25 protein-coding genes and 1 pseudogene are annotated in these 24602 nt (G+C 70.6%); 5 read left to right on the top strand and 21 right to left on the bottom strand.

What is annotated here, in order from left to right; all coding sequences use genetic code 11:
- Nucleotides 1–64: 64 nt before the first annotated feature.
- The 5 genes from ACW9TB_RS38005 to ACW9TB_RS37985 are packed head-to-tail and all read right to left on the bottom strand — an operon-like array spanning nucleotide 65 to nucleotide 5325.
- Nucleotides 65–1087, bottom strand: coding sequence for an SIS domain-containing protein (locus ACW9TB_RS38005; protein ID WP_472752967.1), 1023 nt, complete (start codon nucleotides 1085–1087; stop codon nucleotides 65–67).
- A complete protein-coding gene (locus tag ACW9TB_RS38000) occupies nucleotides 1084–2310 on the bottom strand; it encodes a sugar ABC transporter permease (RefSeq protein WP_472752966.1) in 1227 nt (408 codons plus the stop codon). The genes ACW9TB_RS38005 and ACW9TB_RS38000 overlap by 4 nt, the downstream gene beginning before the upstream one ends.
- Nucleotides 2307–3134: an ATP-binding cassette domain-containing protein gene (locus tag ACW9TB_RS37995; protein ID WP_472752965.1), complete on the bottom strand. Its 828-nt coding sequence runs from the start codon at nucleotides 3132–3134 to the stop codon at nucleotides 2307–2309. Before ACW9TB_RS37995 ends, ACW9TB_RS38000 begins: the two co-directional genes overlap by 4 nt.
- Nucleotides 3118–4194, bottom strand: coding sequence for an ROK family protein (locus ACW9TB_RS37990; RefSeq protein ID WP_472752964.1), 1077 nt, complete (start codon nucleotides 4192–4194; stop codon nucleotides 3118–3120). Before ACW9TB_RS37990 ends, ACW9TB_RS37995 begins: the two co-directional genes overlap by 17 nt.
- Entirely contained in the window at nucleotides 4195–5325 is a 1131-nt protein-coding gene (locus tag ACW9TB_RS37985; protein WP_472752963.1) for a substrate-binding domain-containing protein, read from the bottom strand.
- A gap of 291 nt (nucleotides 5326–5616) precedes the next feature.
- Here ACW9TB_RS37985 and ACW9TB_RS37980 point away from each other — a divergent pair, with 291 nt between their 5' ends.
- Both ACW9TB_RS37980 and ACW9TB_RS37975 read left to right on the top strand, forming a co-directional pair.
- Nucleotides 5617–5958: a transposase gene (locus tag ACW9TB_RS37980; protein WP_472752962.1), complete on the top strand. Its 342-nt coding sequence runs from the start codon at nucleotides 5617–5619 to the stop codon at nucleotides 5956–5958.
- A gap of 43 nt (nucleotides 5959–6001) precedes the next feature.
- On the top strand, nucleotides 6002–6778 hold the full coding sequence (locus tag ACW9TB_RS37975; RefSeq protein WP_472752961.1) for an ankyrin repeat domain-containing protein: 777 nt from the start codon (nucleotides 6002–6004) through the stop codon (nucleotides 6776–6778).
- A 308-nt stretch (nucleotides 6779–7086) separates the two neighbouring features.
- Here the strand turns inward: ACW9TB_RS37975 and ACW9TB_RS37970 are convergent, their stop codons facing one another.
- Nucleotides 7087–7794: a TetR/AcrR family transcriptional regulator gene (locus ACW9TB_RS37970; RefSeq protein WP_472752960.1), complete on the bottom strand. Its 708-nt coding sequence runs from the start codon at nucleotides 7792–7794 to the stop codon at nucleotides 7087–7089.
- A gap of 113 nt (nucleotides 7795–7907) precedes the next feature.
- Complete coding sequence (locus ACW9TB_RS37965) at nucleotides 7908–8753, bottom strand: class I SAM-dependent methyltransferase (RefSeq protein WP_472752959.1); 846 nt, start codon at nucleotides 8751–8753, stop codon at nucleotides 7908–7910.
- Between the two features lie 269 nt (nucleotides 8754–9022).
- Between ACW9TB_RS37965 and ACW9TB_RS37960 the strand changes: the two genes are divergently transcribed.
- Nucleotides 9023–10009, top strand: coding sequence for an aldo/keto reductase (locus tag ACW9TB_RS37960; protein ID WP_472752958.1), 987 nt, complete (start codon nucleotides 9023–9025; stop codon nucleotides 10007–10009).
- Here ACW9TB_RS37960 and ACW9TB_RS37955 read toward each other — a convergent pair.
- The 12 genes and pseudogenes from ACW9TB_RS37955 to ACW9TB_RS37900 all read right to left on the bottom strand — a co-directional run bounded on the left by ACW9TB_RS37955 (nucleotide 9973) and on the right by ACW9TB_RS37900 (nucleotide 21287).
- Complete coding sequence (locus tag ACW9TB_RS37955) at nucleotides 9973–10113, bottom strand: hypothetical protein (protein ID WP_472752957.1); 141 nt, start codon at nucleotides 10111–10113, stop codon at nucleotides 9973–9975. The two genes, ACW9TB_RS37960 and ACW9TB_RS37955, sit on opposite strands and share 37 nt — an antisense overlap.
- Nucleotides 10114–10124: 11 nt before the next feature.
- A complete protein-coding gene (locus ACW9TB_RS37950) occupies nucleotides 10125–10748 on the bottom strand; it encodes a hypothetical protein (protein WP_472752956.1) in 624 nt (207 codons plus the stop codon).
- A gap of 94 nt (nucleotides 10749–10842) precedes the next feature.
- Nucleotides 10843–11487 carry an RNA polymerase sigma factor gene (locus ACW9TB_RS37945; RefSeq protein ID WP_472752955.1) on the bottom strand — a complete coding sequence of 215 codons (645 nt, stop codon included), beginning with the start codon at nucleotides 11485–11487 and terminating at the stop codon, nucleotides 10843–10845.
- A 100-nt stretch (nucleotides 11488–11587) separates the two neighbouring features.
- A complete protein-coding gene (locus ACW9TB_RS37940; RefSeq protein WP_472752954.1) occupies nucleotides 11588–11974 on the bottom strand; it encodes a hypothetical protein in 387 nt (128 codons plus the stop codon).
- A gap of 333 nt (nucleotides 11975–12307) precedes the next feature.
- Nucleotides 12308–12523 (bottom strand): hypothetical protein, encoded by a 216-nt coding sequence (locus ACW9TB_RS37935; RefSeq protein WP_472752953.1) that lies wholly within the window; start codon nucleotides 12521–12523, stop codon nucleotides 12308–12310.
- A gap of 757 nt (nucleotides 12524–13280) precedes the next feature.
- A complete protein-coding gene (locus tag ACW9TB_RS37930) occupies nucleotides 13281–16370 on the bottom strand; it encodes a hypothetical protein (RefSeq protein ID WP_472752952.1) in 3090 nt (1029 codons plus the stop codon).
- 376 nt (nucleotides 16371–16746) lie between these two features.
- Nucleotides 16747–17241, bottom strand: coding sequence for an NUDIX domain-containing protein (locus ACW9TB_RS37925; RefSeq protein ID WP_472752978.1), 495 nt, complete (start codon nucleotides 17239–17241; stop codon nucleotides 16747–16749).
- 239 nt (nucleotides 17242–17480) lie between these two features.
- Complete coding sequence (locus tag ACW9TB_RS37920; protein ID WP_472752977.1) at nucleotides 17481–17804, bottom strand: DUF6069 family protein; 324 nt, start codon at nucleotides 17802–17804, stop codon at nucleotides 17481–17483.
- A 3-nt stretch (nucleotides 17805–17807) separates the two neighbouring features.
- Nucleotides 17808–18190, bottom strand: a pseudogene (locus tag ACW9TB_RS37915) (HAD family hydrolase); the annotation flags it as partial.
- 176 nt (nucleotides 18191–18366) lie between these two features.
- Nucleotides 18367–18891 (bottom strand): hypothetical protein, encoded by a 525-nt coding sequence (locus ACW9TB_RS37910; RefSeq protein WP_472752951.1) that lies wholly within the window; start codon nucleotides 18889–18891, stop codon nucleotides 18367–18369.
- A gap of 86 nt (nucleotides 18892–18977) precedes the next feature.
- Nucleotides 18978–20255: a GAF domain-containing protein gene (locus ACW9TB_RS37905; RefSeq protein ID WP_472752950.1), complete on the bottom strand. Its 1278-nt coding sequence runs from the start codon at nucleotides 20253–20255 to the stop codon at nucleotides 18978–18980.
- A gap of 198 nt (nucleotides 20256–20453) precedes the next feature.
- Nucleotides 20454–21287 carry an SDR family NAD(P)-dependent oxidoreductase gene (locus ACW9TB_RS37900; protein WP_472752949.1) on the bottom strand — a complete coding sequence of 278 codons (834 nt, stop codon included), beginning with the start codon at nucleotides 21285–21287 and terminating at the stop codon, nucleotides 20454–20456.
- A gap of 106 nt (nucleotides 21288–21393) precedes the next feature.
- Here ACW9TB_RS37900 and ACW9TB_RS37895 point away from each other — a divergent pair, with 106 nt between their 5' ends.
- Nucleotides 21394–21963 (top strand): TetR/AcrR family transcriptional regulator, encoded by a 570-nt coding sequence (locus tag ACW9TB_RS37895; RefSeq protein WP_472752948.1) that lies wholly within the window; start codon nucleotides 21394–21396, stop codon nucleotides 21961–21963.
- Between the two features lie 54 nt (nucleotides 21964–22017).
- On the opposite strand, the gene ACW9TB_RS37890 is transcribed toward ACW9TB_RS37895, so the two are convergent.
- Both ACW9TB_RS37890 and ACW9TB_RS37885 read right to left on the bottom strand, forming a co-directional pair.
- Nucleotides 22018–22545, bottom strand: coding sequence for a YetF domain-containing protein (locus ACW9TB_RS37890; protein WP_472752947.1), 528 nt, complete (start codon nucleotides 22543–22545; stop codon nucleotides 22018–22020).
- Nucleotides 22546–23236: 691 nt separating this feature from the next.
- Nucleotides 23237–23737 carry a methylated-DNA--[protein]-cysteine S-methyltransferase gene (locus ACW9TB_RS37885; RefSeq protein WP_472752946.1) on the bottom strand — a complete coding sequence of 167 codons (501 nt, stop codon included), beginning with the start codon at nucleotides 23735–23737 and terminating at the stop codon, nucleotides 23237–23239.
- Nucleotides 23738–24023: 286 nt separating this feature from the next.
- On the opposite strand from ACW9TB_RS37885, the gene ACW9TB_RS37880 reads away from it, so the two are divergent.
- On the top strand, nucleotides 24024–24491 hold the full coding sequence (locus ACW9TB_RS37880; protein ID WP_472752945.1) for a YkgB family protein: 468 nt from the start codon (nucleotides 24024–24026) through the stop codon (nucleotides 24489–24491).
- Nucleotides 24492–24602: the final 111 nt, after the last annotated feature.

The following is a 24602-nucleotide window of genomic DNA, read 5'->3' as shown; positions in this document are numbered from 1 at the left end:
TTCAGGGGGGCGGTACGGCACGAATGGATGGCGATCGTCCGATGCGTGCTCCGGCCGGGACGGCTCACTCACCGTCGTCCAGCTTGGTGCCGGTGTCGAGGAACAGGAACTCGTCGGGGTCGATGCCCCGGGCGCCCGCCGAGCGCAACGCCACCTCCTGCAGCAGCACCGCCACGAAGATCGGCACCTCAAGAGGGCTCTGTGCCTCGATCGGCACGACCAGGGTCTGCACGTCGTGGGTGGCGGGACCCCGGCGGAACTCGACGATCTGCCGGCCGAGCGAGCCGAGGGCCCGGACGACCTGCCCGTCGTCGGCGCCGTCCAGCATGACGTGCAGGGTCGTGGGGTTGGTCGACTCCATCAGCCCGTGCAGGTACTGCCGCGTCTCGAAGGGCGCCACCGGGACCCGCGTCACCTCCCGGAGCAGCAGCGCGCCGCCCTCGGCGACGCCGATCTGGTCGGCCGGCGCCACCATGTCGATGACGGACGCCGCCGTGAGCAGGCCCGCGATCTCCTCGGCCTGCGCGGACCGCGCCGCGCGGAACTCCGCCAGCCGCTCTCCCAGGCTCAGCCACGCCGCAGACGGCTCGCCGTCGGTCCAGATCTCGGCGAGCATCGAGACGGCCATCGCCGAGGCGGTGAAGCCGATCGTCGAGGCCAGGCTGTCGGGCAGGTCGCCGAGGGTGAGCACCGAGTCGGCGGCCTCGGCCATCGGCGAGCCGGTGACGTTGACGACCGCGAGCCTGCGGCCGGTGGCCGCGCGCATGACGTCGACCGTCTCGCGGCTGCGGCCCGACTGCGACAGCGCGATGAGCGTCGCGCCGTCGCCGGAGGCCCCCGCCTCGGCCGCGTTGAGCCTGATGCTGGGGATGCCGTACGCCGAAAGATGGGCGACGGGCGCGGCGAGCGCGGCGAGGCTCGCCCCGATGCCGATGAAGGTGAGCCGTGCGGGCCTGCCGATCTCGGCCGCCGCCGCGAGGGCGCGCTCCCGCAGCACGGGGGCGACCTCGGTGAGCCTCCCGGTCTCCTGCGCCACGGCCTCGCCGAACGGGATGAACCCCTGTCTGAGAAACGCCTTGACACTCATCTGCCGCTTGCCACCCTTCCTCGTCGTGCCAGGGAGTCGATCACGACGGCGGCGACGAGCACCCCGCCGGTGATGATGTACTTCACGGCCGAGGTCTGGTTGAGCAGATCCATGCCGTTGGAGACCGCGCCGATGACGAGCATGCCGAGCAGCGCGGAGTAGGCGCTGCCACGGCCACCGAACAGGCTCGTGCCGCCGATGACCGCCGCGGCGATGGCGTTCAGCAGGATGTCGCTGCCGCCGCTCGCCTGGTTGACCGCGAACAGGCGAGACGCCGCGAGCACACCGCCGAAGGCCGCCAGGGACGAGGCGATCGTGAAGGCGATGACCTTGACCGTGCCGACCTGGATGCCCGCGCGCCGGGCCGCCTCGGCGTTGCCGCCGACGGCGAAGAGCTTGCGGCCGAACGTCGTGCCGCGCAGCAGCACGTCGACGACCACGACGAGCCCGAGGAAGATGACGAGCGACAGCGGGATGCCGTGCCACTGCGCGAAGACGACCGTCGCCGCGAGGATCACCACCGTGATCACCCCCGTGCGGACGAGCCCCCCGGTCAGCGGCCGTACGATCAGCCCGCGCTCGCGCCGCCGCCTGCCGGTACGGAAGGTCGTGGCCACCGCCCCCACCGCGTACACGACCGCGACCACGAAGCCGATCCACGCCGGGAGCGTGGTGTTCGCGAGCGCGGCGATCGCGCCGTCGTAGGGGAGGTTGATCGTGCCCTGGTTGCCGAGGACGAGAAGCTGAGCGCCCTGCCAGGCCAGCAGCCCGCCCAGGGTCAGCACGAACGACGGAACGCCGAGCTTGGTGAACACGGCCCCGTGGAACAGGCCGATCGCGGCGCCGAAGACGACCGCGAGGACGATCGCCAGGACCGGCGGCCAGCCCGCGTTGATGTTCAGCACGACCATGGCGGCGGACGTCACGCCGCTCACCGACCCCGCCGACAGGTCGATCTCACCGATGACCAGTACGAACACGACGCCGAGCGCGATGACGCCGGTCGAGGCGATCTGCTGGCTCAGGTTGAAGATGTTCTGCGGGGAGAAGAAACGGTCGTTGGCGAGCTGGAAGACGAGCGAGATGACGACGAGCCCGAGGATGACGGGCAGCGGCCCGAAATCGCCGGTACGCAGCCGCCGCAGGGGCTGGCGGAACCAGCTTCCCCGGGGTGGTTCTGCCGGGACGGTGCCCTGGGGGGCGAGGCCCGTGGCTGTGCTCACGTTCCCTCCTGTGTCATGCCTCGGCGCCGCATCCGGCGCTTTTGGGCACTGCTGTCGGCGACGCCCGTGATGGCGGCGACGACCTGCTCCTCCGTGGTCCCCTCGACGGGGAATTCCGCGACGCTGCGGCCGAGCCGCAGGCAGACGATCCGGTCGGCCACGTCGAAGACGTCGGCGAGACTGTGGCTCACCATCAGCACCGCGTGCCCTTCCGCGCGCAGCCGCTCGATGAGTTGGAGAACCTCCGCGGTCTGCTCCACGCCGAGCGCCGCCGTGGGCTCGTCCAGGATCACCAGCGCCGGGTCGCCGAGCAGGGACCGCGCGATGGCCACCGACTGCCGCTGCCCGCCGGAAAGGGACGAGACGGGCGCGCGCAGATCCGCGATCTTCACGGAGAGCCGCTTGAGCAGCCCGACGGCGACCTGCTCCATGTCGAGCGCGCTGAGGAACCCGCTGTGGTTCTTCTCGCGCCCGAGGAACAGGTTGGCGACGATGTCGAGGTTGTCGCACAGCGCGAGGTCCTGGTAGACGGTCGCGATGCCGAGGCGCGTCGAGTCGATGGGCCTGCGCGGGGACACCGGCTCGCCGTTGACCGACATGGTGCCGCCGTCCCGGGGATGCGCGCCCGCGATCGTCTTGATCAGCGTGGACTTGCCCGCTCCGTTGTCGCCGACGAGCGCCACGACCTCCCCGGTGCCGACGCTCATGCTGACGTCGCTCAACGCGCGTACCGCGCCGAAGCTCTTGCTGATGTGCTCGAGTTCGAGCACGAGTGGCGGCGCCGCGGGCGGGCGCGCGTCCGTCCTCTCACCGGTTGGTGTCATCGCTGTCTCCTTTCTTCCTGGTCGTGCTGTGCTGGTCCTGGGCCGCGGCGGCGGCCGCGTATGGTTCGGCGAGGTGCCAGACGGCCGCGCCGAGGAGCCCGGCGTCGTCACCGCACCGGGCGGGGCGCACCTCGACGTCCCACGAGACGTGCGAGGTTCCGGCGTCGCGGACGCGCCGGTCGATCTCGTCGAGGAGGGCGGCGCCCGCGGCACGGGCGAGCCCGCCGCCGACCACGAGCACGTCCGGCGAGCCGACGTGGCACATGAGGATCGCGGCCGCCGCCGCCGCGTCGGCGATGTCGGCGAGCGCGCGGCCCGCCACCTCGCGGGCGGCCCGCGTGCCGTCCGCGGCGTCGTTCCCGGAGGCGTTCTCGGCGTCGTCCGCGGTGTCGTTTTTGGAGGCGATCTCGGCGTCGTCCGAGGCGGCGTTCTCGGCGTTGTTTTTGGAGGCGATCTCGGTCAGCGTGCGGTAGTCGACCTCGGTGCCGAGCTCGCGCGCGACCTCGTGGACGCGCTGGCCCGAGCCGAGAAGCTCGATCATGGGGCGTCCGGCGCCGAGCAGGTGCAGGAACCCGATCTGGAAGCCCGACACGCGGCCCGCCAGCACCCGGCCCTCGCTCACCACCGCCGCGCCGATACCGGTGGAGATGGTGAGATAGGCCGTCGTTCCCGTCCGGGACCCCGCGCCGAAGTACGCCTCGCCCGCCGCGGCCAGCTCGGCGTCACCGGCGAGGCGTACCGCGAGGCCGGTGGCCCGGCCGAGATGCTCGGCCGACAGGCGGCCGAGGTCGGTCGCGGGGAGGTTCTTGGCCACGTGCAGACGGCCCCGGACGCGGTCGACGCGTCCGGGCAGCCCGACCACGGCGGACACGGCTCCGCTGTCGCCCGCGACCCGGGTCATGAGGTCGGCGACCTGCTCGTGCGCGGCGCCGTGCCGTACGGGTTCCTTGAGCCGGGCGGTCACGACGCCGTCCGGGCCGACGAGCGCCGCGCGCGCCGTGGTGCCGCCCAGGTCGACCGCGACGATCTGGGCGGCACCACCGGTGGAGAGAGAGGACACCTACTGCAGCCCCGCCTTGGCGCACGCCTTCGCGTAGTCGGCGGTGCAGATCTCCTCGACCGTCAGGTAACCGCCGTCGAGAAGGATCTCCTTCATGTTGTCCATGGTCACGGCGATGGATTCGAGCAGGTACGCCGGTACCTTGTTCGTTCCGTCGTCGATGGTGCCGTTGAGCAGGTCACCCGCGGGCGCCTGGCCCGTCGCGAGCGCGGCCGCGGCCTTGGCCCCGATCTGGGCCTCGGTCTCGACCGGCAGGTACGTGCTCTCGTACAGGTCGCCGGCGACCATCTTCTGGATGGCGTCGAGCTGTGTGTCGAGGCCGGTGACGGGCGGCATCGGATCGACGCCCGCGCTCTTGAGCGCCGCGATGACCCCGGTGGCCATGCCGTCGTTGCCGGCGTAGACGCCGTCGATCTTCCCGGCGCCGATCTTGGTGATGGCCTGCTGCATCTGGTTCTGCGCGTTCGCGGCCGACCAGCCCTTGGTGTCGTACTCGGCGGCCACGGTGAAGCCGGACTTGTCGACGACGCTGTGCGCGCCCTCCTTCTCGGGCTTGGCACCCGAGTCGACCGGGTCGCCGTTCATCATGACGATGTTGCCCGAGGTCTTGCCGTCCGCCTTGAGCTTGTCGATCAGCGACTGCATGCCGACGGCGCCCTGCTGGACGTTGTCGAACTTCACCCCGTAGTCGACGCCGGCCTTGTAGATCACCCGGTCATAGCTCATGACCTTCGCACCCTGCCGGCGGGCGGCGGCGACCATGGCACCGGCGGCGTTGGAGTCGACGGGGTCGATCACGAGGACCTTCGCCCCCTCGGTGAGCGCCGACTCGGCCTGGCTGAGCTGCTTACCCGCGTCTCCCGCCGCGTTGTAGTACTTGAGCTGACACTTCGGGCAGCTCTCCGCGAGCTGCTTCTCGAACGTCGGTTTGTCGCGTGCCTCATAGCGCGCGGTCTGGTTCTCCGGGAGCAGGAGCGCGACGATCGGGTCGCCGCCCCCGGCAGCGGCCGAGGGGTTTGCCGCCGGACCGGAATCCCCGCCCGAGCCGCAGGACGAGAGCAGGAGAGCCCCGGCGGCGGCGAGCGCCGTGACGGCCATGAGGCGGCCGCGTGAATGGAGGGTTGAGTTCATCGTGTTGCGTCCACCTCTAGGCCAGTTGGAGCGTCGTGAGGTGAACCAAGCTAGAACTGGTACTAACCAGTGGTCAACAATTTGGTATTACATGTACATAACAGGGACAAACCACTGGTATTAACTTCGGTGGCTACGGAGATCGTCGGCCAGCGGTCCGCAACCCTCCCCCTGGCGCCGCGGAGCGATCGGCCAAGGTCGGCCGGGGCGAGCCATCCGCCGCGCTCCCCCTATGCGGTCGGCCGTGCCTTCGACGAAGAATGCCCCCGCCCCCGACACCCGGCGGCTGCCGTGGAAGCGAAGCCCTTCGCCCAACACCCGGACGCCGCCATCATCACCGGCTTCCCCGGACTGGCCGATCTCACCGGCGCCCGCGTACCTGCCGAACCCCGCTTCACCGATGCTCGCGCCCTGAAGGCCTACGCCGGATCAGCGCCCATCACCCGAGCCTCGGGCAAGAACTTGGTCGTTCACCACCACAGGGTGAAGAACCAGCGCCTGGCCGCCACCGGCTACGTCTGGGCCTTCGCCTCTCTTCGAGCGCCAGGTCCCAGAGCCCACTACGACCACCGGCGTGCTGAGGGCGACCGGCACTCCACAGTGCGCTGCGCGACAACCGGCCTGTCCCGGTGAAAACCGGTAGATCATGAGGTCGCTGCTGTACAGACTGGGTCGCATGACGGGGGATGAGCTGACGACAGCGGCGGCGATCGGGGATGTCGAGGGAGTCCGGCGGTTGCTGGACGGCGGCGTACCTCCGGATGAGCCGGACGAGGATGGTGGCACGGCCCTTTACCGGGCCGCCGTGCGGGGGGACATGGGCATCGTACGGATGCTGCTGTCAGCCGGTGCCGATCCCGAGCGGGAGAGCGAAGGCGACAGCGAGGGACTGCCCCTGTGCGCCGCCGCGTGCTGGGGGCACATCGATGTGGTGATCGCGCTCCTCGACGCCGGCGCCCATCCCGACCGGCGGGAAGACGTCGCGAGGGCCGCCATGACGGCCCTGCACTGGGCGGCGTCGAACCAGCACCTGGCCGTCGTGAAAGCACTGCTCGACCGGGGCGCCGCCCCCGACATCGTTGATTCCGCCGGGGGCACCGCCCTCTCCCACGCCGCCGGGCGTGGTGCGACGGCCGTGGTCAGGACGCTGCTCGACCATGGGGCGAATCCCGTATCGGCCGACGCTCAGGGGCGGCGCTCCATCGATCTCGCCCGGCGGTACGCCGGGCGCGACATCGAGGCGGAGGTGCTCGCGCGAGCCACGGAACACGCCCCGCAGGGAGCGCAGATCGCTGTTCGCCGTGAGGAGTGTGAAGGAGGCGACATACGGATCGTGGCCGAGGTGCGCGACAGCACGGGCAACCTTCGCTCGGAGTCGTGGCTCGGCACCGGCCACGCCGAAATCATCCGCCTCCTGGAGGCCCGGACCTCCGGCTACATCAGCCGTCCGTAGCGCTCCCGGGACCGCGGGCCGACGACGTGATGCGCGGACCGATCCCACGCTCGCGGGCCGCTTGACGGACTTGACGCCTTAGGCAGATCGGATGGAGCGCGCGCCCGGCAGCAAGAGCCGCCACATCTGCCTGGGCTTGTACTGCAGCGTCGCCCTGCTTGGTGCGCTGCTGACGGTGTCGACTGCAGTCCAGGACGGGGGGTGCGAGCTCTTGCGGGTACGGCGGAAGGGGAACGAGGCGTGCACGAGCTGACAAGGTTGGTTGAGGGTGTCACTCGCAGGGTTTTGTCGTTCCCCTGCCGGAATGATCATCGGTGCTTCGAATCGTTCGGCGGGTTCACGTCAGGTGAGCCGACTCCGGGAACGGTTCCAGGGCTCCCGGCCGGGCCGATGCCGTTCAGGACGGTGGTGAGCAGATCCTCGACGAAACCGGCGGGGATCTCCAGGGCGGTCGCCGCGCCGCCGCTGAGCAGGTGGGGCAGGACCAGTTCGTGGCAGGCGCCGATGATCATGGTGGCGGCTGCCTCGGTGTTGGCGTCCGGGGCCAGGCGGCCGAGGTCGCGCTCGGCGCGCAGATATATGGCCAGGTCCTCGCGGAGTCCCCGGCCGCCCGCCATCGGGTTGGGCAGGTTCGCGAACCGGATGAGAACCTCCGGCCGGCCGAGCAGGCCCGCGAAGGAGGGCAGGATCGCGGCGTGCAGCGCCAACCCCTGGGTGATGTAGGCGCGCAGGTTGTCCTCGACGGTGCCGCTTCCGGCCCTGGTGGGCCGCTCGCCCAGCTCGCGTTCGACGGTCCGGACGTGGGCGTGCAGAGCGAGCGCGAGCAGTTCCTCCTTGCCCGCGAAGTGGTTGTACAGCACGCCGTCGGCGACCCGGGCCTCGCGGGCGATGTCGCGTACGGTGAGCCCGGCGGTGCCGCGCCGGGCCATGAGGCGTTCGGCGGCGGCGATCAGGTGCTCGCGCAGAGTCTGATCGCCTTCGCCGTCACGCAGGGCCGCTGCTTTTCTCGGGGACATCACATCGCATCGTAGTGATTGCCGGGAGCGGATGATCACCGGGAGCGGGTGGCGGTCAGAGGCGGGAGGCAAGTGGCGGTCACGGGTGGGTGACGACCGGGGACGGATCGCGGTCAGGGGCGCGTGGCGGTGATCAGCCAGGCGGCGCCGCGCAGCCGTACGGCGTCGGGCTCCTCGTAGGGCCGCAGCGCCACCGTGAGCGCGTCAAGGGCTCGGGCCACCGTGTCCTTGCCGACCTGGGCGAGGGCGAAGCGGACGGGGCCCCACGCCCCGAGGAAACCGGCCGCGTCGGCGGCGTCCCGGCCCCACACCTGGGGCGCGTCGACCGGTGTGGAGGTCACGTTTTCGAAGCCCGCGCCGGTGAGCACCTCAAGGACGCGGTCCGGGTCGGCCAGCGACTCCGGGCCGGGAGCACCGGGCCCGGCCGGGGCGGGGCTCGGTGGCAGATGCTCGGCCATCGCCGCGAAGACGGTGCCCAGGTCGTTGTCGGCCATTCCCCGCAGGGACAGGACGGCCAGGCGTCCGCCCGGTCGCAGCGCGCGGCCGATGTTGGCGAACGCGGTGACCGGATCGGCGAAGAACATGATCCCGAACCGGCTCACGGCCACGTCGAAGCCCGAGGTGGGGAAGGGGTGGATCTGGGCGTCGCCCTCCTCGAAGGTCACGTTGGCGACGCCCTCGTCGGCCGCACCGGCACGCGCCCGCCGCAGCATCGGCGCCGACAGGTCGATCCCGGTGGCCTCTCCGTGTCGCGCCCGCCGGGCGGCCAGCCGTGTCACCTGCCCGTTGCCGCATCCGACGTCGAGCACGCGGTCCCGGTCACCGATGGCGGCCGCCGCGAGCAGGTGGTCGTTGAACCCGCTGTTCACGGCGTCATACCGGGCCTGGTGGTCGGCCCAGTGGTTCCCCTCGTAGCCGTTCCACGCTTCCGCCTGCTCGGTGTTGACGATGGAAAGCATCGGAATTTTCCTCCCGTGAGTCTCTCGGGACGCCCCGAACGGCCTCGCCTTCGGCGCCTCATTCATGAACGGTTGTTCATGAATGCTTGTTCATGATGAAGGCGCCGGACGGGAGGTGTCAATCGTCTGCTCGACCTCGGCCCAAGCCCGTCCGATCTGGCCCACCTTCACCGGGGCGGGCTTGATCGAGGCCCGGTGGCCGTCCTTGGGCGTCCTCGTCGATACTGGCCGAGGCCGGTTGCGGTCGATCGCCGACCACGGAGGTGGCAGTGCACATCAGAACCCTGGGACAAGGCTTCGAGGTGTCGGCCCTGGGGCTGGGCTGCATGGGCATGTCACAGAGCTACGGCCCCAACCCGGGCACCCGCCAGGACATGATCGATGTGATCCGGTCCGCGGTGGAGGCCGGGGTGACCTTTCTCGACACCGCCGAGGTCTACGGCCCCTACGTCAACGAGGAGCTCGTCGGCGAGGCCATCGGCCCGATCCGTGATCGGGTGCAGATCGCCACCAAGTTCGGCTGGGACATCGCCGACGGCAGGTCCGTCGGCCTGAACTCCCGGCCCGAGCAGATCACGAAGGTTGCCGACGCCTCCTTGCGCCGCCTGGGCGTGGAGACGATCGACCTGTTCTACCAGCACCGGGTGGACCCCGGCGTGCCGATCGAGGACGTCGCCGGTACGGTCGGCGAGTTGGTACGGGCGGGCAAGGTCAAGCACTTCGGCCTGTCGGAGGCCGGGAGCGCCACGATCCGCAAGGCCCACGCCGTGCACCCGGTCACCGCGGTGCAGTCGGAGTACTCGCTGTGGACCCGCGACCCCGAACCCGAGGTGCTGCCCACGTGCGCGGAGCTGGGGATCGGGTTCGTGCCCTTCAGCCCGCTGGGCAAGGGATTCCTGACCGGCGCCGTGAACGCGCGGGCATCCTTCGCCGACGGCGACATCCGGGCCACCATCCCCCGCTTCGAGGCCGGTAACCTCTCGGCCAACCAGGCCCTGGTGGATCACCTCCGCGCGCTGGCCGAGGCCAAGGGCGCCACACCGGGACAACTCGCCCTGGCATGGCTGCTGGCCCAGCGGCCATGGATCGTCCCCATCCCGGGAACCCGCCGTCTGTCTCGTCTGCGGGAGAACATCGGCGCGACCGTGGTGGGACTGTCCGCGGACGAGCGGTCCGACCTGGACGACCTGGCCGCCAGGGTGGGCGTGGCGGGCGACCGCTACAACGAGGCGCACATGAACCTGGTCGGACGCTGAGAGCCCCGGTCGCCGGTGCCGTTCCGCCTCAGGGCGTCGGCCTCGGCCAGGGCGCGGTAGACCGAGGCCAGGTTCTTGCCCACGTTGATCCCGGTACCGACCACCCCCGCCCTGGTCAGGGATGGTTCATCATGATGAGATACACCGATTTGGTCGGCTGATCTATGCCGAATGTGGCGCATTTACCGCGTTCGGAGGTCGGCTCGACCCGCACTCTCCACTTGTGGAGGCCATGTGCCGCGAAGACGCTCCGCACCACGGAGACCGCCTCCTCCTCGGGTGCGCACCTGGTGGTGAGCCGCGCGATCAACTCGTCGCGTACGGCGCGGACGCCGATCGCCTCGGCCCGTTCGGCGGGACTCGCGTCGCGGCTGGAACGCAGCCCCAGAGCCGCACAGGTTTTCTCCCCGCCGGGGAAGACTCCCACGGGTCCCCAACCGGTCAGGCAGCTCACCAGGGGAGGCGCCTGGTTGACGCCCTCCACAAGGGATCCCTCCCGCCACAGGTCGGCGCACACCTCCACGGGGTCCCGGTCGCGGCTGCTGATGACGGCGGTGTCGCTGTCCGGGTTGGTGGTGCTGTAGCAGGCGACGCTTTCGGTGGTGGCCGCGCCGCCACCGTCCCAGATCTGGCCGGCCACGGCGGCTCCCCCCGCCGCGATGACCACCACGCCGGTCAGCGCGGTCAGCCAGCTAGCGCGCGGGGAGAGGCGATGCCGGGGCCGGGAGATTTCGGTCACGAGATGCTCCCGCAGGGCAGGTCGGCGAGCCGCTGGGAGGTCCCGGTTGGGCCAAGGCGGTAGTGTCATGTTTCCTCCTCTGACAGCGGCGGCGTCATCCAACGCTCTTCCATGCTTCGGCCTCACCCTGTTCGTGGCCGTGGGCGACCTCGAGTTCCCGGAGCCTGCGGCGGGCCCGGGAGAGCCGCGACCGCACCGTCCCCACCGGAACGCCGAGGGCAAGCGCGGCCTCGGCGTAGCCGAGCCCGTCTCCAACGCACAACGCGATCACATCCTGGTCCGCCCGGGGCAGTTGGTTGACCAGGGCCAGGATGCGACGCATCGTCCGCTCGTCGTCCAGCCGTCCGGCGACGTCGTCGGCGTGGTCGGGCTCCGTGGTCGTCTGGGCGGGGAGCCGGTCCAGCGCGTCCCGGTGACGGCGGCGTGACCTGTACTGATTACGCACGACATTGTTGGCCACCCCGAGCAGCCAGGGCAGCGCGGATTCCTTCTCCAGACGGATGGACTCACGGCGGCGCCAGGCTTCAAGGAACACTACTGAGGTCAGATCTTCTGCGGTGGCCCAGTCGGCGGTCCGGTGGAAGCAGTGGTTGTAGATGGCTCGGGAATGGCGCTCGAACAGCAGGCCGAACGCTTCCACGGTCTGCTGAGCCCATAAGGTGGCGTCGCTCGGCTCAGGGCCGGGTGGTTGGTGGGTCACACCCCGTCTGTGTCCGTCCGCCGAGGCGAGTTCCGACATTCCGGGCTCCGCTTTTCGGTTCTGATGTTTTCACAGCCGCCGTGAGGACGCCTCTGAAGTCCGGCCGAGGCGGCGCGGTCGGCGCGGACACCCCTCACGCTCACGCAGCGGCCACCGGACGAGGCACGGCTCGGGTGGCAGCCGCGTCGCGCTGCATGCGCACGTAGGCGCGGGCGGCTTGCTTCTTCGTGATCTTCACCCCGCCGGTGGTGCCCTTCTTCAGCCCCTTGTTCAGCCGGTTCAGCGCCGCGACGTGCCGCTTTTGGAGGTCGGCGACGAAGTCGGCCGGGGCGCGGGGCTTGAACAGCGCCTCGTAGTGCACGTCCCGGTTGTCCTCGAAATCGGCGGGCAGATCCTGGTCGGGGCTGCGCCAGGTGTTGGCGCCCTCCACCCAGATCTCCCGGCGCCGGATCGCCTTGCGCGGCGCGACCAGCACGCACAGCTCGTACGGGATCCGCTCGACCAGACCGGTGTCGGGGTCGACCACCGCCTCCGCCAGTCCTCGGGCACCACGTGCTCCAACGGCACCACAACAGAGCGACCCGAGACGGTCGCTTGCCCGCACTGCGGCACGTTCAACGCCGCGTTTTACCACCCCGGAGTCTGCCCCGCCGACCCGGCCAACCAGCCGAGGCAGGACCGAGGGTCCGGGACCGCTGTTACCGGCCCCGGACCCTCGCCCCTCATCATCCACCGTGCCCATTTCAGTGACGGCATGACGGTCTGCTGTTATGCCGTCACCAAGTTGTCATCTGTCGGAAGAAACCCAGGTTCGTCGACGGGTACCAGGAGCAGACCGGCAACCGCTACCCCGAAAACATCAAGCGGCCAGTACGAACGCAGGCTCACGCCCTTCGTCGGCGGACCTTCTTTTTAGGGCATCACCACGAGGTGGTGAACTTCCCCGGGCGCCGATGGCCCGTCCAGCCAGCCACGCAGTCAGCAATGCCGACATGCTCAAGCTGGCGATCTGAAAAGGATTAGGTGCGTCATCCCATCCAGCGGTGCCGTTGAGAACCGCGATGATGAACGTCACCAAAATCACGATGGGCGGCCATGGCTGTCTGCGCCGCGTGTTGCGGCGACGACGCGCACGTCCACTCATGCATCCATGAATATCCGACGGACGCGCGACACGCGGGCCTTCAGCGACGCAGTTGCCGAATTGTTCTATGGACATCAAGGGGCGCCCCGCGCTCTGGCGGCCAGGCGGCCGGGCATGCGGCCCGAAGGCCGGCCCCGGCCGCCACCACCGGAGCGCGCTCGGTCCCGCTTACCCGGGCTGCCCCTGGCGTACGACGTCAGCCCATGATCATCCCGCGGTAGTGCCAGACCCAGGGATCAGCGCAGGGGAGCGGCTCGTATGCCGCTCGGCGCTCCTCGCCGGGAACGACGATGTACGCCCCGCCCTCTGGTACGCCGTCCGCGACCACCGTCGGCCCGGGGAGGGTCGCCCCGTCCAGGGGCCGCCCAGCAGGGCTGCCTCTTGCACCATGACCCCGACCTTGGCTCACGGTCCCGGTCACGTCCCCGACTTCTGGGGATCGTGGCGAGGCCGTGACGATCGCCCGTCGGGGTTGCGGCCGTAGATGGTTGGGGCGATCGGCGCCCGAAGCCGGGGTGAGCGGCCCGGCGGTCTCCCTGTACGCGGTCAACGCGGGCTCCGGCCCCGCTGACCGTGCTGCTGCTCGCGCCGAGCGGCGGGCTCACCACACCGGGCAAAGGACCGTGGAGCCTGTGACCGGGCACGAGTACGTGCCGACGGCATCCCAGTCGCGCCGAGGGGACCGTACCTACAACGGCGGTTCGCTCTCACTGGGCGGCTCTTGTCCGGCCCGCTGTTCCTTGAGCTGGGTCAGCAGCGCGTCGAGTTCCGGGTCGTGGAAGTTTCGCTGGCGGTGCTCGTCGATCCTGGCCCGCAGGAAATTGATCGCCTCGGTGGTGTGGCCGTGTGCGGCGAGCAGGCCGGGCAGGCGCTCGACGGCCAGCATGTTGCCTGCTTCGGCCATCGCGCGCAGCATGGACAGCGCTTCGTCGGCGTGTCCCTGCCGGGCCAGCAGTTCGCACACCCCTACCGCGGAGGAGGAGTCCCCGGCCGCGGCGCGGGCGCGTAACCCGTCGAGGTCGCCCCGTTCGACCAGCAGGTCGCCCAGCGCGACCGCGGCGTAGCCGTCGCCCTCGTCGGCGTACGCGCGCAGCTCGTCGACGCGCTCGCGCTCGGCGAGCAGCCGGGCCAGCAGCCGCCGGGAGTCGGACGAGCGCCGGGACCGCAGGAAGGCGATCGCCTCCTCCTCCAGACCGTGTTCGACCAGCAGTTCGGGATATCGCCACACCGCGTTGGCGTCGCCGCCGACGGCCCGGGTACGCAGGAGTTCGAGCGCCTCCTCGACGCGTCCTTGGCCGATGAGCAGGTCGGGGACCCGGAAGTGCGCCCAGCGGTCTCCCGTACGGGCCCGCTCCAGCAGTTCCTCGCTCTGGCCCAGTTCGGCCAGCAGGTCGGCGAAGCGGTACTTGGCGTAGGAGTTCCAGGACGGGGCGACCACTCGAAGTCGGCTACCGCGTCGGACGAGTGCCCGAAGGTCGTCGAGCCGGTGGTGTTCGACCAGCAGATCGATCAAACGCTGGTAGTGGCCGTACTCTCGGGGGACGTCTTCGGCTCGGCGGGTCAGGCAGGCCACGGCGTCGTCGATGCGGCCATGGCCGACGTAGAGCTCGGCGAGCAGGTCCCCGGTGCTGTGGGTCCCGTGGTTTTCCAGCAAGGCGATGGCCTGATCCGCGTCCCCCCGCTCGCGTAACAAGCGGGCCAGCGCGTACGTGGCGGTGCCGTCGCCTCGGCGCACCCACTCCCACAACTCCTCGGTGCGGCCGTGCGCGGCCAGCGCCCCGGCGAGGTCGTCGCCCAGGTGCCGCCCGCCCGCGGGGATCAGCCGGACCAGCTCATCGATCTCGCCGCGTTCGATGAGCCACCGCCGCAGCATGCCCTGGGCCTCGGCGTGCGGCCAGGAACGGACCTCGTCGATCCGGTTCTGCTCCAGCAGTTCCCTGACGAGTTGCATGGCCGCGAAAACGTCACCCGCGTCCCCCTGCGCGCGCAGGTGGGCCTCGCGGGCCCCGGCGGCGAGGTGATCCTGCAGGAGGGCGTGCCTGAACTGCCAGGACATGCCCACCTGGCGCAGGACGTCGCGAAGCTGCGCGTCCCGCAGGAAGACCGACAGCCGCCACGGCAGCAGGCCGCGAAGGGCGAGCGAGGCGTGACGGACCTGAGAGATCGTCCGTGTCCACAGGCCGGCGGCGCAGGCCGCGGCCGTCGCGTAGAGCGACCCGGCGGCCAATCCCGCGATCAGCGCGTCCGGCCCCGGAGCGAGAAAGCCCCACGTGCCGGCGAAGACGATCTCGCCGATCAGTCCGAAGTGAAGCGCGGCTTCGACGATGCGGCGACGGCCCACCCGCGGGGCACGGCGTGGTGTGATGCGACGGATCCGCGCGGGACGGTTCCACCATGGTGAGAGCGCGAACGCCAGGGCGCTGAGCAGCGCGGCCAGCGCGCACGGCAGCGGTGCACCCAGGATCGGCAGGAGCGCGAGCCCGTAGCCCAGACCGAACCCGGCCCGGCGGGCCCGTTGCGGCCAGGTGCCCGTGCGGTGGAGCCCGCCGAGGATTCCTGTAGCGGGTACGCCGACGGCCAGGCACGCGACGAGCGCCACGGCGGGACCCGCGGCCGAGCCCGCGATCACGCCCACCGCGGCGACGACCGCGACCGGCACGGCCCGCCTGGCCCACTTGGGCCTGCGGGACAGGAACCCGGCTTCGAGCCGCCACCACGCGAGCTCGCGCGAACGTGCCAGGAAGAGCTGATAGGCCAGGGTCGCGAGCCAGCGCCGGGCCTTCGCCGGCGCGTACGGCCTGGGGCGGGCGCGCGCGGTCGCGGGCGAGGGCGCCCGGGAGTACACCCCGGTGACGAAGCCCGCGATCAGCCGCTCCCTGATCGCCGAGCGGTTCGGGAGGCCGAGCAGTTCGCGTGGGTCCGTTGCCGGGTCACTGTAGGCGGTCCGCGCCAGCGTGATCATCAGCGGTGTGGTCAGGACCTGGCCGAGCGCGCAGTCCGGCCGGGTCCGCAGGTGCGCGATGACCGGCTGCCAGCGTCCCCGGGTGGTCGGCTGGTCCAGGAAGTCGATCATTCCTTCGACGTCGACCGGCTCGATCTCTATCACGGCCGCCCGGGACAGGACGGAACCGCTGATCGTGGCCGCCCGTTCGTACTCCTGGCCCCGGCAGGTGACCACCAGTGGCCGGTCGACCAGGTCATCCAGACCCTCGATGGCTCTGGCGTGCCATTCGGGACGTATTTCGTCCAGCCCGTCCAGGATCGGAAGGATCCGGCGTCCGGTGAGCATCCACTCGGCCAGGCTGCGCCCGTCCGGGCCGGTCGCCTCCAGGACGTCGTACTCGGTGGTGAGCCGCTGGATGAGGAAGTCCTCGATGTGCTCGCGTTCGGGGTTCCACGGGGCGAGCGGCAGCAGGACGGGCACCGGAGCGGACGGTTCCCAGCTCTTCAGCAGGTCCAGCGTGAGCAGGATCGCCAGCACGCTCTTGCCCGCGCCCGGCGGGCCAAGGATGACCAACTGCCTCTGAGGCGACTCGGTGAAGGCCTTCTTGAGCTGCGTGATGTCGCCGGACATCACGGCCGAGTCGTCTCCCGCGACCGGCCGGGAGGTCGTCGACCAGCGCAGCCGCAGCGGTCGCGGCCGCGGCAACCGCCGGCGTGCGGCCTCCTGCTGCCACTGCTCGCGCACCGCGTCGACCAGATCGGCCAGCTGGCCGGCCCGGTCGGTGACGACCTCGGCCCGGCGGGTGACCTCGAACGCGACAGCGGTCAGGGTCAAGACGCCGACCGTGATCCAGATCACCGGAGTCCACCAGCCCGCAGCGACCGTCACCGTGTTCGTGGCCAGGTTCCCCGCCAGAGCCAGGGCGACAGTGAGAAGCGAGGTGGCCACGGGAGATGGCGGTCGTCGTCGAAGGCCGTTCGGCTGTCGCACATCTCACATGATCGCCCCGCGAGCCGAACCGCACCAGATGCGGTGACGGGCTCGTCCCGGATGCCGACTCCGGCTCACCGGACACCGCCCCCACCGCGCCGTAGGCATAGGTCTGGGCTTGGCAGGTCGCGAGCGCAGTCGTTCGGTTGGCCGCGGAATGCTCGCGCTGGGCGGTGGGGCGGCCGTCGGCCGGTTCCCGGTCCGGGAGGTCTGGCCGGGGTCAGTTCGCCGGGTAGCCGTCTTCCAGGTAGGCCACCGTGCCGTCGGCCGAGGCTCGCAGGGCGGCGGCGACCTGCCGGCCCAGCGGCGCCGGCACCCACCGCGGTACCTGGTCCGGATCGACGAAAGCCCAGTCGGCCAGCTCGTCGGCGGGTAGCCGGATCGCGGAGATCTGCGCGGGATCGAGCACGCCGCCGTCGTACAGGAGGATCAGCCCGTCCGGCCAGCCGGGCCGGGCCGGGATCCAGTCGACCGTCAGCAAGCGGCCCACCGGCCGATCCAGGCCGAGCTCCTCGGCCACCTCCCGCCGACACGCGGCCAGGGGAGACTCGTCGGCGTCGACGGCCCCGCCGGGCACCTCCCACTGCGGCTTGTAGACCGGATCGACCAGCAACACCGCCCCGGCCGCATCGCGGATCAACGCACCCGCGGCCATCCACTTTCGCGCCAGCGACGCCGCGTACGGATCCAGCGGCACCGCGGTCGGCTCCTGCATCGTCACAGATGTGACCGTAGCCCGCCGCCCCGCCCGTGGCCAGGATCAGGAGGGGTACGGGGGCCGAGCCCGTCTGGAACCGCCCTGGACGAGGCGACGGTCTCGGCCTCGTACCCCGCCGCGGCGCTCGGGCTGGAAGCCGGTTGCGGTAGGTGGCGCGCGGCGGGGTGCCGCCGCACTGTTCGGCCGCCTGCGATGACCGCCTTGGAGGCGGCCATCTCGGACGTGTTCGATCGCGGTCAGCGGGTGCGGGCGGGCAGTCGGCCGGCGATGGGCGGGATGACGATCACCGCGGCGACCAGGTGGGTGAGCATGAGGATCATCTTGGTCGAGGGTGTCGCCGAGATGAGCAGGTCGGGCACGACCGACAGCACGGTGAGCGCGACGGTGACCGTCACGAACGTGCGCTTGGGGGTCGCGGCCCAGCGTCGCAGCGCCACCGCCAGTACGATTCCGATCACGGCGCACGCCAGTGTCATCTGAGCGAAGCCGGCCGGTGGGATCGGTTTGCCGTCGATCTCCAGCGACGCCCCCGCGCCCGAGGAGACGGCGGCGGTGGCCAGTGCGGCGGCGACGGTGGCCGCCGCCTCAGGCCGTAGCTCGTCGCGCACGGCCAGCCGTCGTACTCGACCAGAACCACGGCCACTCCGGCCTCCTGCACGCGGGGGACCTCGGAAGCCAGCGGGCCGGCGTCGACGAAGCCGAGTCTGCCCAGCCGGGCGGCGCGCCCGCCGATGCGGCCTTCCAGCCCGTTGCCGGGTACCGCGGTGACATCTTCGGCAGGGAAGGCGGCCAGGACAGCGCGGACCAGCGGGTGCTCGCCGCGCGCCTCCAGCTCGGCGGCCACGCACAGGATCTCCTCGGCCGAATGCGTCGCGACGGGGGCGTTGCGGGTCAGGGTGCCGGTCTTGTCCAGGGCCACCGCGCGAATCCGGCCGAGCTGTTCCAGAGGCTGTTCGTGCCGCCGCCGACGGCGGCATCACCATCGACATCAGCGCCGCGGCAGTGGCCTTGCCCGCAAAGGTCCATCAGCCTGTTCGCCCGCATCATCACCACCGACAACACGCTGCGCGACGCCGTCGTCGGCTGCGGCAGCCTCTCCCGTCGCAGCACCGACGCTCTGATCTACGACGAGACCAGGATTCCAGCACGATCCACAGCGTTTCCCAAGCCGAAGCCGACCGAATCGCCGAAGAGGCGCCCCACCTCCTGGAGGCGGTACAGAGCCTGCCGCGACGTCCTCGGCCACGCCAACGCGTTCTGGATCCCTACGGACGGTCCGCGCTGGACACCTGGGCCTCGACCGTTGACCTCACTCACCATCTGCAAGTGCGATGATCCCTTCCAGCGGGTCGCGGCCCGCCAGGCCGGGCTGGCCGCCACTGGCGCGACCCGGTCCCGGATCCCGGTAGGGGGGTCGTCGGGAGTGTGGGCGATGAGGCCGCGCAGGATGTCGACGGTGATGCGCACCCTGTCGCCCGGCTTGGCGCTCCAGGCGCGGCGGTAGGCGCGCGACGCGTCGCGGGCGGCGCTGATATGCGGCTTGGGAAGGCCGGCCTTGCCGTGCGCGGACGATACGCAGGCCGGCGCCTGGTCGATGCTGGCCGGTGCCAGGCCACGTCCGGCCAGCCCGGCGACGAAACTGGCCAAGGTGGCAGCGGTGCACCAGGACAGACAGTCGGCCCAGACGCGGGTGGTGTTGGCCGCCGGAGCCGCCTGCCTCGGGCTGGCCCAGGTCAGCGGTTGAGGTAGGCGGCCAGTCCACCGGACTCCTCGTTGGCGATGAACACCGCCTTCACGTTGAAGAGGGCTTCATCGGCGTGGGCGATGCAGCCCCACGCCGAGTCGCCCCATGAGTCGGCGACCTTGATCTCGGCCGGTGCGGTGCATCCGGCGGCGCCGCCGAGCTGGCACTTCTCGGGGTGGGGGGCGGCGGCCTGGAGGGCCGCGGCGGTGCGGATGCGGGCGGCGAGTTCGGCGGCGGCGCTGGCGCGTTGTTCGGCTTCGGCACGCAACCGCCGCTCGGCGCGGACCGCTTTGGCCAACTCCTCCAGGGCTGAGCGGGCGCTCGCCTCGGCGGCGAGTTTGGCCTGTTCGATGTGGTGGCGTTCGATCGCCAGAGCGGCGGTGTCGGTGAACAGGCGGGCCAGGGCGAGGTCGGCGTCCTGGGGTGCGCGGGGGACGGGGTGGTACATGGCGAAGGTGCCCAGCAGGCTGCCGTCGCGGGCCAGGATCGGCGTGGACCAGCAGGCGGCCAGGCCCGCGGGCTCGGCCAGGTGACGGAAGTCGGCCCAGAACGGGTCGGTGGCGATATCGGAGACGATGACCTGTTCGCGCCGGTAGGCGGCGGTGCCGCACGAGCCGACGCCCTCGCCGGTGGCGATGCCGTCGATGGCCTGGTTGTAGAAGCCCGGCAGACTGGGGGCGGCGCCGTGGCGCAGGTGCCGGCCATCGGGATCGGCCAGCAGCACCGAGACCAGCACCCGGTGCGGTGCCAGGTCCTCGATGCAGCGGGCCATTCCCTCCAGGACCTCGGCCAGGGGCACCTGGCGGGCGATCTGTTCCACCAGGGCCCGATGTTCGGCCATCAGCCGCTGGGCGTGTTTCACCTGGGTGGTCTCCACACCGATCACCCGGACCCCGGTCACGGTGCCCTCGGCGTCGCGCCGTGGCTCGTACGTGACGTCGAAGAACACCTCCCGCGCCTCCGGGCCGACGCCCAGCACGATCCTGACGTCCCGGCCGGTGCGCGACTCACCGGTGCGGTAGACCTGGTCCAGCGCCTCAAGGAAGCCCTGACCGGCAAGCTCGGGCACCACGTCGACGACCGCGACCCCGGTGCGCGCCCGTTCCTGACCGAAGGCGGCGAAGAACGCCGGGTTCGCCGTCTCCACCACATGCGCCGGTCCCGTCAGCAGGGCGAACACCGCGATGGACTGCCCGAACAACGCCCGCAGGTCCTCCTCGCTGGCCTGCCCGGTATCTGCCGGTCCCTGGTCCGATACCGACGTCATAATCTGGTTGGCCTTTCCCGTTGGACAAAACCGGACATCGACAGCACCGGCCAGTGCAGGCTACCGCCCTACCCCCGGGGCATCCCTCGGACGCGGCTCAGCGCACGACATCGGCGCCGTGTTCCATCAGCGGGCCGGCCACGGCGAACCCGATGCCTTTGGAACCTCCGGTGACGACGGCGACGTTTCCGACGAGTTTCATCGGGCGTCCTCGAAGGCCACGGACTCGCTCAGTTCCCGCCAGCGGGCATCGGAAGCGCGGCGTGCGTCCTCGGTGGCGGCGGCGTACCGTACGGCGTCGGATCCCACGAGGAGCCGTACCGGCGGCTCTTCCAGCCCGGTGAGGGTCAGCAGCAGGTCGGCGACCTTGTCCGGGTCGGTCGGTTCGGTGCCGACGGCGTTGCGCACCATGGTGGCCATCGCGCCGACGCTCTGCCGGTAGGGCTCACCGACCTCGGGGATGGTCATCGAGGATCCGGCCCAGTCCGTGCGCATGCCTCCCGGCTCCAGGACGGTGACCTTGACGCCGAGCGGGCCCACCTCCTGGGCGAGCCCCTCGGAGAAACCGCCCACGGCCCATTTGGCGGCCTGGTAGGCGCTCAGGCCCGGGCTGGCCAGGCGGCCTCCGAGGGAGGAGACCTGCACGATGTGGCCGGATCCCTGCTCGCGCAGCAGGGGCAGGGCGGCCTTGGTGACGTTGACGACGCCGTGGAAGTTGGTGTCGATCTGCGCGCGGAACATGTCCATCGACATGTCCTCCACGGCGGCGATGTCGCCGTAGCCGGCGTTGTTGACCACCACGTCCAGGTGACCGAACGTGTTCACGGTGGTGGCGATGGCGCGTTGGGCGGCCTCGTGGTCGGTGACGTCCAACGCCAGCGGCAGGATTCGCTCACCGTGCTTTCTGACCAGGTCGTCGAGCTGTCCGGGCTTGCGGGCGGTGGCTGCGACCTGGTGACCGGCCTCCAGGGCCTTGGTGACGATGCTGCGGCCCAGGCCGCGTGAGCTTCCGGTGACGAACCAGACGGACATGGGCACCCCTTCGTTTAATGAACGCTCATTCAAGAGCGCTGGCCGTGACGCTACGTGCCCCCTCGCCCAGTTGTCAAATGACCGTTCATTAAATAGCCTGCGAGGCGTGAGAGCACGAGACCCCGAGGACAAGAAGCGGCGACTGCTGGACGCGGCGTTGACGGAGTTCGCCGCGCGAGGCCTGGCCGGCACCCGCATCGACGCCGTCTCCACCCGCGCCGGATGCAGTGCCGGACTCGTGTACACCTACTTCGGCGGCAAGGAGGAGCTGTTCGACGCCGTCTTGGCGGACATCGTCGCCCGCACGGTCGACCACACTCCCATCACGGTCGAAGACCTGCCGGGCTACGCCGTACGCCTGTACGAACTGAACGCCTCCAACCCCGAAGTGGAGCGGTTCGTCTCCTGGTACCAGCTCGAACGCGACGCGGCCGACGACGAGATCGTGACCGCGGCCACCCGGGAGAAGATCGACAAGGTCGCCGAGGCGCAGCGCGAGGGCCTGCTGCCCGACCGGCTGAGCGCGGCCGAACTGGTGCTGGCGATCCAGGCGCTCGCGCGGTCCTGGCTCACCCAGCCACGGGCGTCCCTGGCGGCCGTCGACCCGAAAGGGGACCGGGACTTCCGTCGTGAGGCGGTACGGCGCACGGTCACCGAACTCATCGCCGAACGCTGACGCGGCGGCCCTCATCCCCGGGAGCCGGAGGGACCACCGTGTGAAACCTCGGGGCTACCCGTCGAAACCCGGCGGGGGCGTGGTGGCTACCGGCGTGGCCGGAGGGTGGGGCAGGATGGAGACGGCGCCCTTGGCCTCGAAGATCGCAAGATGGATGCCAGCTGGGCCGTGATAGCCGTGCTGGTGGAGCACGGCGTCGAGGTCGGCCTCGGTGAGCCCGCAACGACGCAGGTCGCGCCAGTTGACGTTTCCGTCACGGATCAGGATTCGCATCGGCGGGTCGACCAGGCGGCTGACGACCGGCAGGAACCGCAGCCTGGTGATGGCCGCGTGAGCGGCGAGCAGGGCCAGCAGCGCCGCGGCGCCGGTCAGCCACGAGGCATCGGACGCGGTGGCCGTACGCCCGACGATGGCGCCGACCGCGACGGCGGCGACCCAGTCGAACGGGGCGAACTCCGCCATGGTCCGGCGTTCGGTGAGCCGGAACGCCACCACGGCGGTCAGGAACAACGCCAGCGCCTTGACCGCGGCGTAGGCGGCACGGTGCCAGTCACCGATCAGGGCGTCACCGAAGCCGTTCAAGGCGCCCCCTCAATCGCCGACGGCGACGGTGTACGCCCCGGCGACCGCATGCGAGCCCTGAACGACGAGCGGGCTGATGCTCCTGCGGGTGAAACGACGGCTTGGTCGCGCGCGGGCGAACGAGTGGCATGGCAGGTGCGGCTGAGTGGGCGCCGACACCTCACCCGTAAGCCCCATGCCGACGGGGAAAGCGGGGACAGGATCGGTAGGAAGGCGCGGTCTTTGCGGAACATGCCCGGCTTCGCCGTGACAGCGCGTTTCTCCGTGGATCGGCGATCGGTCTGTCGCCGACCGTTTCCACATGGGTCTTCCGCCACCGCCGCCTCCGGTGCCCGTGGCCCGGAGCGCCGATCCCCGCCGTCGTCGGTGGCACGGAGCCTCGCCCTGACCTTCTGGCGCTCTGGCCTGCTGTTTTGTCGCATCCACCTGATGTGGTGGTCGAGTGGATGCGACAACGATGTTCTGGTCGCCCAACCGTATCTACTTTGTCTACGTCGTTTCCCGGGATCCAGGCCGTGTCTCACGGTTAGTGACGGGGGGAGGGTGGATCCCGGGCACCGGACGCGGCCTCGTCGACAGCCGGTGGGTGATGCTGCTTTCCCCGGCCTCGACCATGGCTTGGGTACCCTCTCGGGTCATACCTTGTCGTCGAGTGGTCGCGTCCCCGGGGGAGGCCAGGCCCGCCGGGCGCTCAGAACAGTTTCTCCGCCTTCCGTTCGGCCGGTTCCTCCAGCTCCAGCAGGAACCGCTTGCGGTCCAGGCCCCCGACGTAGCCGGTCAGGCCGCCGTCGGCGCCCACCACCCGGTGGCAGGGCACGATCACGCTCAGCGGGTTGCGGGCGTTCGCGGCGCCGACCGCCTGGGCCAGCGACACGTCCCCGAGCCGCCGCGCGAGGTCTCCGTACGAGCGGGTCTCGCCGAAGGGGATCCCCTTCAGCAGTTCCCACACCCGCTGCTGGAACTCATCCCCCCGAGGGGCCAGCGGTAGCTCGAAACGGGTCCGCTCACCGGCGAAGTACTCTCCCAGCTGACGGCGCACCTCCTCAAAACCCGACTCGTCGTAAGAGCCCCGCTCCTTGGGTTTGGGACCGCGATGGTGGCGTTCGAAGTACAGCCCGCTCAGTACGCCGTCCTCGGCGACCGCGAGCAGGTCACCCAGCGGCGACGCGATGACGGTGTGGGTCCTGGCCATGATCGTTTCGTCCTTCCCGGGGTTACGGGGCCGCTTACGCGATCCCTGCACACCCTGTAGACGGCCGGAGGCCGGAAAACGTGAGATCGCACCGCGCGACGCCGGTGATCCACCCTCCGCGTTCAGCACGTGGCCAAACTCGCCCTGACGGGAAGTGCGGGCCGCCGGTCGATCTCCCCTCTCGAATCCGCATGTCAAAGGCCCTGCTCAGCGCGCTGTTGACTGCGTCCGGCGTAAACTGGCCCCACGCAGGACAGCGCGATGCACCATGCGAGGAGATGCCCGTATGAGAACATCACCTGCGGCCATCGACAGTCTTCGGACGGCGGGGGCCTTCACGCTTCGTTTCGGGTTGGCGCTCAACCTGGTGGTGATCGGACGGCTCAAGTTCGAAGACTACGAGGTCGAGAACATCCGCCCTTTGATCACTTCGAGTCCGCCGTTCTCGCGGCTCGCCGTCATGTTCGGTGAGCAGAGGCTGGCCAGACTCATCGGCGCGGCGGAGATCGTGATCGGATCGCTGATCGCGGCGAAACCGTTGGCTCCCCGGGCCTCGGCGTTCGGCAGCCTGGCGGCGGTGGGGATGTTCACCAGCACGCTCAGCTTCCTGATCACCACACCGGAGGCCTGGCAGCAGCGGCATCGGGAACCGAAGCTGTCTCTCGTGGGTCAATTCCTGATAAAGGACACTGTGCTGCTGGGAGCCTCTCTGCTCACAGCCGCCGAATCCCTGCGAGATGCCCGGCGCCCGTAATCCCCAAGCTTCAGGAGGTCGGCGACGGCGGGTCCGGCGAGGCGGTAGTAGCGGTGGCGTCCGCGGGCCTCGACGGTGAGCAGTCCTCCTTCGGTCAGCTTGCTCAGGTGG

This window comes from Streptosporangium sp. H13245, assembly GCF_055690525.1.
The sequence above is the reverse complement of the archived record's forward strand: the minus strand, read 5'-3'. Positions and strand labels throughout refer to the sequence as shown.

Bases quoted from the DNA above. Each gene is read 5' to 3' on its own strand.
- ACW9TB_RS38005 (WP_472752967.1), bottom strand. From the start codon at position 1,087: ATGAGTGTCAAGGCGTTTCTCAGACAGGGGTTCATCCCGTTCGGCGAG.
- ACW9TB_RS37945 (WP_472752955.1), bottom strand. From the start codon at position 11,487: ATGTCGGAACTCGCCTCGGCGGACGGACACAGACGGGGTGTGACCCAC.
- ACW9TB_RS37925 (WP_472752978.1), bottom strand. From the start codon at position 17,241: ATGCAGGAGCCGACCGCGGTGCCGCTGGATCCGTACGCGGCGTCGCTG.
- ACW9TB_RS37995 (WP_472752965.1), bottom strand. From the start codon at position 3,134: ATGACACCAACCGGTGAGAGGACGGACGCGCGCCCGCCCGCGGCGCCG.
- ACW9TB_RS37975 (WP_472752961.1), top strand. From the start codon at position 6,002: ATGACGGGGGATGAGCTGACGACAGCGGCGGCGATCGGGGATGTCGAG.
- ACW9TB_RS37880 (WP_472752945.1), top strand. From the start codon at position 24,024: ATGAGAACATCACCTGCGGCCATCGACAGTCTTCGGACGGCGGGGGCC.
- ACW9TB_RS37885 (WP_472752946.1), bottom strand. From the start codon at position 23,737: ATGGCCAGGACCCACACCGTCATCGCGTCGCCGCTGGGTGACCTGCTC.
- ACW9TB_RS37905 (WP_472752950.1), bottom strand. From the start codon at position 20,255: ATGACGTCGGTATCGGACCAGGGACCGGCAGATACCGGGCAGGCCAGC.
- ACW9TB_RS37900 (WP_472752949.1), bottom strand. From the start codon at position 21,287: ATGTCCGTCTGGTTCGTCACCGGAAGCTCACGCGGCCTGGGCCGCAGC.
- ACW9TB_RS37985 (WP_472752963.1), bottom strand. From the start codon at position 5,325: ATGAACTCAACCCTCCATTCACGCGGCCGCCTCATGGCCGTCACGGCG.
- ACW9TB_RS37970 (WP_472752960.1), bottom strand. From the start codon at position 7,794: ATGTCCCCGAGAAAAGCAGCGGCCCTGCGTGACGGCGAAGGCGATCAG.
- ACW9TB_RS37965 (WP_472752959.1), bottom strand. From the start codon at position 8,753: ATGCTTTCCATCGTCAACACCGAGCAGGCGGAAGCGTGGAACGGCTAC.